At 67.7% G+C, this 8573-nt stretch carries 9 protein-coding genes; 8 read left to right on the forward strand and 1 reads right to left on the reverse strand.

The annotated features are described in order from the left end of the window. Together EB084_14215 and kynA are read left to right on the forward strand one after the other, a co-directional pair. Positions 1-310: DUF423 domain-containing protein (locus tag EB084_14215; protein NDD29412.1), on the forward strand; the 310-nt coding region annotated here is incomplete at its 5' end. A 31-nt stretch (positions 311-341) separates the two neighbouring features. Next, positions 342-1184: a tryptophan 2,3-dioxygenase gene (gene kynA, locus EB084_14220; GenBank protein ID NDD29413.1), complete on the forward strand. Its 843-nt coding sequence runs from the start codon at positions 342-344 to the stop codon at positions 1182-1184. Positions 1185-1187: 3 nt separating this feature from the next. On the opposite strand, the gene EB084_14225 is transcribed toward kynA, so the two are convergent. Next, positions 1188-2621 (reverse strand): CinA family nicotinamide mononucleotide deamidase-related protein, encoded by a 1434-nt coding sequence (locus tag EB084_14225; protein ID NDD29414.1) that lies wholly within the window; start codon positions 2619-2621, stop codon positions 1188-1190. A gap of 122 nt (positions 2622-2743) precedes the next feature. Here EB084_14225 and EB084_14230 point away from each other — a divergent pair, with 122 nt between their 5' ends. The 6 genes from EB084_14230 (at position 2744) to EB084_14255 (ending at position 8549) form a co-directional block, all read left to right on the forward strand. Then, positions 2744-3676, forward strand: coding sequence for a hypothetical protein (locus tag EB084_14230; protein NDD29415.1), 933 nt, complete (start codon positions 2744-2746; stop codon positions 3674-3676). Positions 3677-3746: 70 nt separating this feature from the next. Then, positions 3747-4610, forward strand: a complete 864-nt coding sequence (locus EB084_14235) for an alpha/beta fold hydrolase (protein ID NDD29416.1) — start codon at positions 3747-3749, stop codon at positions 4608-4610. After that, entirely contained in the window at positions 4607-5128 is a 522-nt protein-coding gene (locus EB084_14240; protein ID NDD29417.1) for a hypothetical protein, read from the forward strand. Before EB084_14235 ends, EB084_14240 begins: the two co-directional genes overlap by 4 nt. Positions 5129-5403: 275 nt before the next feature. Beyond that, a complete protein-coding gene (locus EB084_14245) occupies positions 5404-5976 on the forward strand; it encodes a PilZ domain-containing protein (GenBank protein NDD29418.1) in 573 nt (190 codons plus the stop codon). A 165-nt stretch (positions 5977-6141) separates the two neighbouring features. Continuing rightward, positions 6142-7449 carry a hypothetical protein gene (locus tag EB084_14250; protein ID NDD29419.1) on the forward strand — a complete coding sequence of 436 codons (1308 nt, stop codon included), beginning with the start codon at positions 6142-6144 and terminating at the stop codon, positions 7447-7449. Continuing rightward, on the forward strand, positions 7407-8549 hold the full coding sequence (locus EB084_14255; protein NDD29420.1) for a M20/M25/M40 family metallo-hydrolase: 1143 nt from the start codon (positions 7407-7409) through the stop codon (positions 8547-8549). The genes EB084_14250 and EB084_14255 overlap by 43 nt, the downstream gene beginning before the upstream one ends. The last annotated feature ends 24 nt before the right edge of the window (positions 8550-8573 follow it).

Genomic DNA, 8573 nt, shown 5'->3' on the forward strand with positions numbered 1-8573 from the left:
CGGCGCGCACGCGCTGAAGACCGCGCTGTCTCCGGACATGCTGGCGACATACGAGACCGGTGCGCGCTACCATCTCATGCACGCCCTCGGCCTCATGGTCGTCGGGCTCGTGGCAGAGAGACGCCCGTCGAGGCGCGTCGATGCCGCGGGCTGGCTGATCGCCGGAGGCGTCGTGCTCTTCAGCGGAAGCCTGTACGCGCTGGCCATCACCGGCAATCGGTCGCTCGGTGCGATCACGCCGCTCGGAGGGGTATCGTGGATCGTCGGATGGATCATGCTGGGGCTGGCCGTGCAGGCTGCTGAACCGTGACGCCTCGAACTTCGGGATGGGAGACTTCCAGATGAACAAACGCGAGATCGAAGCACAGATCGTCACCGATTTCAGGGGCAACCTCAGCTACGGGAAGTACCTGCACCTCGAGCGGCTCCTGGACGCGCAGCATCCGGTGAGCACACCTGCCCATCACGACGAGATGCTGTTCATCATCCAGCACCAGACCTCCGAGCTCTGGATGAAGCTGGTGCTGCACGAGCTGAAAGCCGCCATCACCGCCATCAGCCACGACCGCCTCGAGCCCTGCTTCAAGATCCTCGCGCGCGTGAAGCAGGTGCAGGCGCAGCTCACCTCACAATGGTCGGTGCTCGAGACGCTCACTCCGTCAGAATATGCGCAGTTCCGAAGTGCCCTGGGCCCGGCTTCCGGATTCCAGAGCGCTCAGTATCGCGCCATCGAGTTCCTCCTCGGCAACAAGAACGCGGAGAGCATCAAGGTCTTCGAGCAGCACCCCGAGCACCATCAGCCGCTGCTCGAGCTCCTGCACGCACCGAGCATCTACGATGCGTTCCTGCGCCTCCTGGCGCGGCGCGACTACGCGATTCCCGCGCGCTGCGTGGAACGCGACTGGTCTCAGCCCTACGAGCGCGACCCCGAGGTGGTCGCTGTCTTCAAGGCGATCTACGAGGACCCGGACACCCACTGGGACGTCTACGAGATGTGCGAGAAGCTGGTCGACGTCGAGGTGGCGTTCCACATCTGGCGCTTCCGCCACATGAAGACCGTGGAGCGAACCATCGGGTTCAAGCGGGGAACCGGCGGCTCCTCCGGCGCCTCGTTCCTGAGGAAGGCCCTCGACCTCACGTTCTTCCCCGAGCTGTTCGATGTGCGCACCGAGATCGGCCGCTGACAGTCAGCGCCCCGCCCCCACGCCAGGGCTGAGCGCTTCCCACAGCAGCGTGAGCGCGGCGTACGCGGCACGCTCCTGAACCTGGGCGCGGCTGCCAGCCCTGAGGCGCAGGGCGCGCACCTGTGTGCCCAGGGGGCTGTGCGCGGCGACGAAGGCAGTGCCCGGCGCCTTGTCCTCGAGCGGTGACGGTCCGGCCACCCCCGTCGTTGCCACGGCATGGGTGCAGCCGAACCAGGACGCGCAGGCGCGGGCCATCGCCTCGGCGGTCTGGGCGGACACGACGCCGTGCTCGCCGATGACGTCGATGTCGACTCCCAGCCTGACCTTCACCTGCGGGTCGTAGGCCACCACTCCGCCGACATACACATCACTGACCCCCGCGACCGCGGTGATGATCTGGGCGACCTGTCCCCCCGTGAGCGACTCAACGGTGGCGAGGCGCCCCCCCTGCAGGCGCAGCGCCTCCGCGACGCGAGCCGCCAGCGTGTCGTCGTTCACGCCCCAGACGGCGGTGCCCAGAATCGCGCGCACAGCGTCCACGGCTGGCGCCGCTCGCGCCACCGCTGATGCCTCGTCGCTGGCCTGACAGGCGATGCGCACGTGCACGCCATCCGGCCTCGCGTAGGTGGCTACCGAGGGGTTGGCAGAGCGCATCCAGTCTCCCAGCATCTCGAACACGCGGCCCTCGCCCAGGCCGTGCGTCTTGAAGGTGTGCCGGTGAAGAACGCTCCCGGACGAAGGCAGCCGGGGCGCGAGCTGCGCATCGTACATGGCCTGCAGTTCTCGAGGCGGACCGGGCAGGGTGGCGATGATGCGCCCCTCCGGCAGGCGCACGAACCATCCCGGGGCCGTTCCCACCCGGTTCGGCAGCGCCTCCGCCGAAGCGATGCGCTGGGCCTGGCGCAGCGTGAGGTCGGAGAACGGGAGGCCGACATCGCGATATCCCCTGCGAAGGTCGGCCTCGAGCACCGCGTCGACGAACATCGGCTCACCCGCAATGCGGGCAACAGCCTCGCGCGTGAGGTCATCATCGGTCGAGCCGAGGCCTCCTGTGGTGAGAACGATGTCAGAGCGGCCCAGGGCCCGCTCGAGCGCGGCCACGACGCGCTCGAGGTTGTCACCCACGCGAGACGACCAGTACACGTCGTACCCCGCGTCAGCCAGGCGGGCGCTCAGCCAGGCGCTGTTGGTGTCGACCGTCTCGCCGAGCAGCAGCTCGGTTCCCACCGAGACCACCTCGGCCCGAAGAATGCGGTGGCTCATGGCTTTGCGAACACGTGCGTGGATGTCGACCCCATGGACGGGCCTTCGTGCCGTGACAGGCCGCCCCCTTCGCTCGGTGCCCAGGAAGGCAGAGCGGGAGGCTGTCGCGAATGCCCTCTGCGAGAGGTGTGAACGTGCCCCCGGCAACCCCGCGCCGTCCGAGCGGCGAATCATCGCCCAACCCAGCAGCTCCGCCCCCCCGTCGACTCGACCCGAACGATCTCGACGGTCTCCGTGCCGCGCTCAACGACAGCCTGCGAGAGAAGCACTACGATGATGCCGTCGAAGCGGCCGGGTTGCTGCGCGACCTGCTGAAGTCGAAGGCCTCTCTCAATCCACGCGAGCTGAAATCGCTGGCCGGCGCCGAGTCCGTTCTGAGAAGGTTTTCCGAGCAGGGCTCGACCGACCTGAGCGGCGTGCGCCGCGCCAAGATGGCCTGGGCCATCGGCACGGGAATCGTGGTGCTGGCCATCCTGGCGGCCGCCATCCTGTTCCGCTCCGGCCCCGATCCCTACACCCACGCCGCCGAGCTGGCCCTGGAGGCGCTCGACCGCATCGATGCGGCGGTCTCAAAGCCCATCGGCGTGGGAGACTATCAGCGGCTGGTCCGCAAGGAGCACGAGCCGGTCGAGGCGTTTCTGTCGAAGTACCGCGACGACCATCGCGGCGATCTCGGATACTCGGCCGTCGCCGCGGCGCTCGCGGCCTACGACTCCGTGATGAACGACTGGCCGAAATCGGCGGGTTCCGGAAAGCGGCTGTCGACCAGCGAGCCGCCTGGGAACGTGCCCTTCCCGCGCATCTGGCTGGCGGCCCACGCCTACGAGTTCCTGGCGCGTCGCGTCATCCGCAAGGAGCCCCTGCCCCAGGGCAAGCGCGATCTCACGACCGCCATCGGTCGCCTGGTGGGCCACTGGAGCGACGGCAGCATCGACATCTACTACAGCCCCATCGACCCGCAGAGCGGTCTGGGCACCTACCTCACCCGCTCGAGCCGCAGCGGCTCTCTCGATCTGGCCTCGTACGAGAGCGCGCCGCCGCCCAGTCCCATTCCCGGCCGTGACGTGATGCCCACACCGTCGCCGTCCCCCAGCGCGTCGGGGGCCATCGACCTGCGCATCGTGCAGTACCTGCCCCGCGCCTCCACGGTGATCCTCCGCGTGAGCCTCGACCACCTCGCGGGTGGCACCCTGCAGCTCGTGCGCCTCGACGACAAGACACGTCCATGACCGACGACGCGCTTCCTGGGCTTCGCGTCCCGCTCCGCAGCCGGGTCTGGCGCACGCTTCGAGACCCCCGATGATGGAAGCGCGCATGGTCGACGTGGGAGAGGTTCGGCTCCACGTCATCACGGCGGCGCCCCCGCCAGGCACCCTGATGCGAGAGCCCGTGGTTCTCCTCCACGGCTTCCCGAGCTTCTGGCAGACGTGGCGCCACCAGATCGGCGCACTCGCCGCCGCGGGCCATCCGGTCATCGTGCCGGACCTGAGAGGGTACAACCTGTCAGAGAAGCCATCGCCCCTCGAGGCGTACACCATGGAGCGGGTGTGCGGCGACATCGTGGGGCTCATCCTCACCTTCGGTCACGAATCTGCCTTCGTCGCCGGACACGACTGGGGCGGCATCGTGGGATGGCACCTCGCCATGCGCCACCCCACGCGGGTCAAGCGCCTCGCGGTGCTCAACGCACCCCATCCGATGGCGGCACGGCGTGCCCTGCGCAACCCATCTCAGCTGCTGGCCTGGTGGTACATGCTCTTCTTCCAGATCCCGTGGCTTCCCGAGCGGGTGCTGCTCCGCCCAGGCATGATCGCGCGCACCATCAAGGCGGGGTGCGCCAACCGGCGCGCATTCTCCAACGCCGACCTTCACGACCACGAAACGGCGTTCCGTCAGCCTGGCGCGGCAACCGCAACGCTTGCCTGGTACCGCGCCATATTCCGTCTCCCCTCGTCCCTCGGCGCGTCGATGCGTCCGATTGCGTGTCCCACGCTGGTGCTCTGGGGAGACCTCGATCCGGTTCTCGGCGAAGCCCTGCTCGAAGATCTCGAGACCGTGGCCTGCGACCTGCGCGTGCAGCGCATCGCGGCAGGGCACTGGCTGCCGCAGGAAGCCCCCGAAGAGGTGAATGAGGCGCTCCTCGCGCTCTGGAGGAACCCATGAAGCACATCATCGTGGTCGTGGCTCTCGTGATGGCCCTGACCCTACCCTTGTCTGCAGTGCCGTCTGCGCAAGGCAGGCCGCTGCAACGCAAGGTGACGCTGCAGTTCGTGAGCATCGACGCCTTCGTCGTGCTGGCCCAGCTCGCCAGCGACGTGGGGCTCGTGCTGATCCACGAGCACACCGACCCGACGCCACGAGTCACCGTCGACGCCAGCGATCAGGTCGCCGTCGACGTGGTGGAGCAGGTGATGCGCAAGACAGGGCTTGTGTATCGCGTTTCCGGCCGCGCCCTCCTCGTCGGAGGGAGCCGCTGGATGCAGCAGTACCTCGACATCACGCCCCTGACGGTCGCCTTCTCGCGCACCCGGCCAGAAGATGCCGTTGCCATCGTACAAGGGGTCTTCCCCTACGTGGAGACGGCCGTGAACGGCAGCAGCGTCTGCTTCCGGGTGCCGAGGAGCTTCCTCCCGAGGGTGGAGGACATCACGACCCGACTCGAGAGAGCGCCCAGCCCCTGAGCCACCGGCGTGAGTCCTGAACGGCGATTGTTATGACCCCCTAACGCCTGATTCACACGTTCGCAACAAAACGGCAACAAAGCGTTAACATCTCCCCCCTAGACTGGGTTCAGGAGGAGATGCAGACATGCGCAGCGCGAAGACGACGTCACAGCCCCAGGGAGGTTCGTTCCTGACCCGCCTGATGTCGTGGTTCTCCATCGGCGCCAACCCTGCCCAGCGGCGCGAGCATCTCCGCGTCCCCACCCGACCGCCTCAAAGGCGTTCTCGCCGACGTGTCGCGCGGCGGAGTGCGACTTCTCACCAGCCGTCCGGTCAAGGTCAACCAGCGCCTGACCGTGCGCCTGGAAGGCACGCACTGCGAGTACACCACGGTCCAGGCGCGCGTGGTTCGCTGCCGCCCGCTCGCCGGCAAGTTCGAGACCGGAGTGATCTTCGTCGACGACGCCCAGGTGCTGTCGCGCTCCTGGGTCGCACACACGCTCAGCCAGGTCGGCCTCGGCTCGAGCCGTCACGACCGGCGCACCCACCGCCGCGTCTCGTCGTGCATTCGCGGTGCGGTCAGCGGAAGTGCCGATCAGACCTCGAGTGACGCCACCGTCATCGACATCAGCCAGGGCGGGGCCCTGCTGTACACCCCGCGCGTCGTCGACCCCAACGTCTACATGACCCTGTACTGCGAGATGCCCGACGGCGAGACCGCCATCTCACTCGAGACCCGCGTTCTCCGTGTCGACACGGTGGGTGACGATCTGTACGCGGTGAGCGTGCGCTTCGTCGCCACCAGCGCGGCGCAGCAGCGCAGCCTCTCCCACCTGATGGCCCAGGCCGACGCAAAGGCCGCCTGAGTCCGCGACCCGCGCCGCCAGGTTCTGAAAGCGCATCACCTGTCGCACTGACAGCGCCCTTCCTCCGCGGGTCCGGCAATACCACCACGTCTCTCGAGAAGCGGCGTCGATCTGTTCACATCTCGTGATTGCTCCACGCGCTGCCCATGGGCTACGCTACGAACGATGACAGCCATCGTGTCGCCTGCGCGAAACGCAAAGCCCGCCCAGCTGACCTTCCTCGCCCACGTCGATGCGACGCCCCACGATCTCGAGGTCTGGGAGACCGCCGAGGTCGAGGCCTTCGAGAAAGCCTGGCGACCCGACACACACGTGGCCGTGCAGCTGCGACGCGATCCGGCGCCTTCAAGAGGAAACCTGTTCGCAGGCGCACTCGAGGTGGCCGCGCTCCCTGCAGCAGGAGCCCTCATCGCCCAGGGCGGAATGGCCGCCATCAGCTCTCCCATCGGGCTCGCAATCACGGCAGGGCTTGCCGCCATCGGCATCACGGCAGCCCTCGACGGAGCACGTCGCGTGCGCGCGTCGGCCCTCGAGCTCATGGGTCGCAAGGAGCCCGTCTGGAAGGGTACGCGCACGTTCGACATCGGCCCAGACGTGACCCCGCAGATCGACTCCCCCGCCGTGGCGAGCACGCGGAGCACCGACGTGTCTCGCACAGACATCACGCGCTTCCTCGCGGAACGCATGAAGGCGTATCCCGCCCAGGTCACGACGGTGATGTTCAGCGGCCACGGGCTTGCCTGGGAGGAATGTGCCAGCCTCTCCACCGCCGAGATCCGCCGCTGCCTCGAAGACAGCGCCAGGCAGGCGGGGCGCAAGCCCGACGTGCTTGTTCTGGAAGCCTGTCTGATGGGCAACCTCGAAGCGCTCGACAGCCTCAAGGGCACGGCGCGCTATGCCATCGTCAGCGAAGAGACCATGGGAGCCTGTGGTCTGCCCTGGCAGCAGGTCCTTCAAGACCTCCCTTCCCACGGGCTCACCCCCCGGGCGTTCGGCGAGCGTGTGATTGCGGCCAGCGCGGGCGACGCGCAGGTGTCGACGCTGGCGCTGATCGATCTGTCGAAGGTGGGCGCGCTCTCCAAGGCATTCACCCAGCTGGCCACGGCGCTGCAGCGCGCGGTCGCGAAGGGCGCGGGCGAGCAGGTTCGCAGCGCCCTCGAGAAGGCCGACGCCTATCCATTGGAGATGAGCGCCGCAGACCGCCGTCTCTTCCAGGTTCGCGATCTGGGCCAGCTGGTGGCGGATCTGCGCGCGACGGTGAGTGACCCCAAGGTGCGCCGCGCCGCAGACCGCGTCAGTGACTGTCTCAGCAAGGCCGTGGTCTCATCCACCGCCGCCCCCGGCTACGAAGGGGCCAGCCACGTCTCGGTTCAGGGCAACGCAGCCTTGCTCGATCACACGTCGTATGTCGTCCAGAACGGCTTCCCTGAATGGAGCCGGCTCATCCATCAACTCCAGGAGGAACGCTCATGACCCCCCCCATCTCGTCTCTCCGGCTTCCCGCTGCTCCCCTCGCGGGAACCTCCCCCCGCGCCAGCATGAACGCGCAGGTTGCTTCAGAATCGACCCCCGTCGATCGCGTCGACCTCGCGGGAACGTCGCCCAAGCCCCCCGTCCCCAGCCCGAAACCGCCCGCCAACCCGACGCTGCCCGCGGTTGAGGAGAACCGGGTGAAAGACCTCTTCCTCGAGCTCGTCCAGATCAAGGGCGCCACGGGGAACGAGCGCAAGGTCGCTGACACCATCGTCCAGAAGCTCGGCGCCATGGGCTACACGCCGCGCGAAGACGGCGCCGCGGCCAAGGTTGGAGGCAACACGGGCAACCTGCTGCTCGACGTGCCGGGCACCATCACCGACGCGCCGACCCTCGTTCTCATGGCCCACATGGACACCGTGCCCCTCGCCGTCGGCGTGAAGCCGCAGATCCGCGATGGCGTGATCTACTCAGACGGAAAGACCGCCCTCGGAGGCGACAATCGCGCGGGGTGCACCGAGCTTCTCGAGACCCTGCGGTTGCTCAAGGAGAACAACGTCGCCCACGGCCCGCTGCAGATCATCTTCACCGTCGGCGAGGAAGGTGGTCTGCTCGGCTCCTCCGCCCTCGAGCGCAAGGACGTGCACGGCCATCTGGGATACGCGGTCGACTCGTTCCACCCCAACGACATCTTCTGGGGATGGGATGGCCCGCTCTTCGCACCGGACCACACGGGCGTGCACGCAGCCAAGGCGCGCGCGCAGGAAGCCTTCAATCGCCCCGCCACGGCCGCTGACGAGCTTCAGCCCCGCAACAACGCCGAGGGCTTCCTCCTCGACTTCACCCGTCAGGGGATTCGTGACATCGGCATGCAGCCGAACGAGCGCAGCCTCTACGGCGCTTCGAGCGACGCCGCGGCGCTTCGCGACATGGGCATCCCCGCGATGACCATCGGTGCGGGAGAGCAAGACATCCACACGCGCAAGGAGCACATCTCCATCGCCGATCTGAAGAAGTCGACCGAGCTGATCATGACATTGGTCAACAACGCGACCGCCTACCAGGTCGACGGGTCCGGTCACATCAAGCCTCGCGCATAGGAGAGCTGCCTTTTCGGCCGCTCT

It is taken from the genome of Pseudomonadota bacterium, from assembly GCA_010028905.1.
In the GTDB taxonomy this organism is placed as follows: domain Bacteria; phylum Vulcanimicrobiota; class Xenobia; order RGZZ01; family RGZZ01; genus RGZZ01.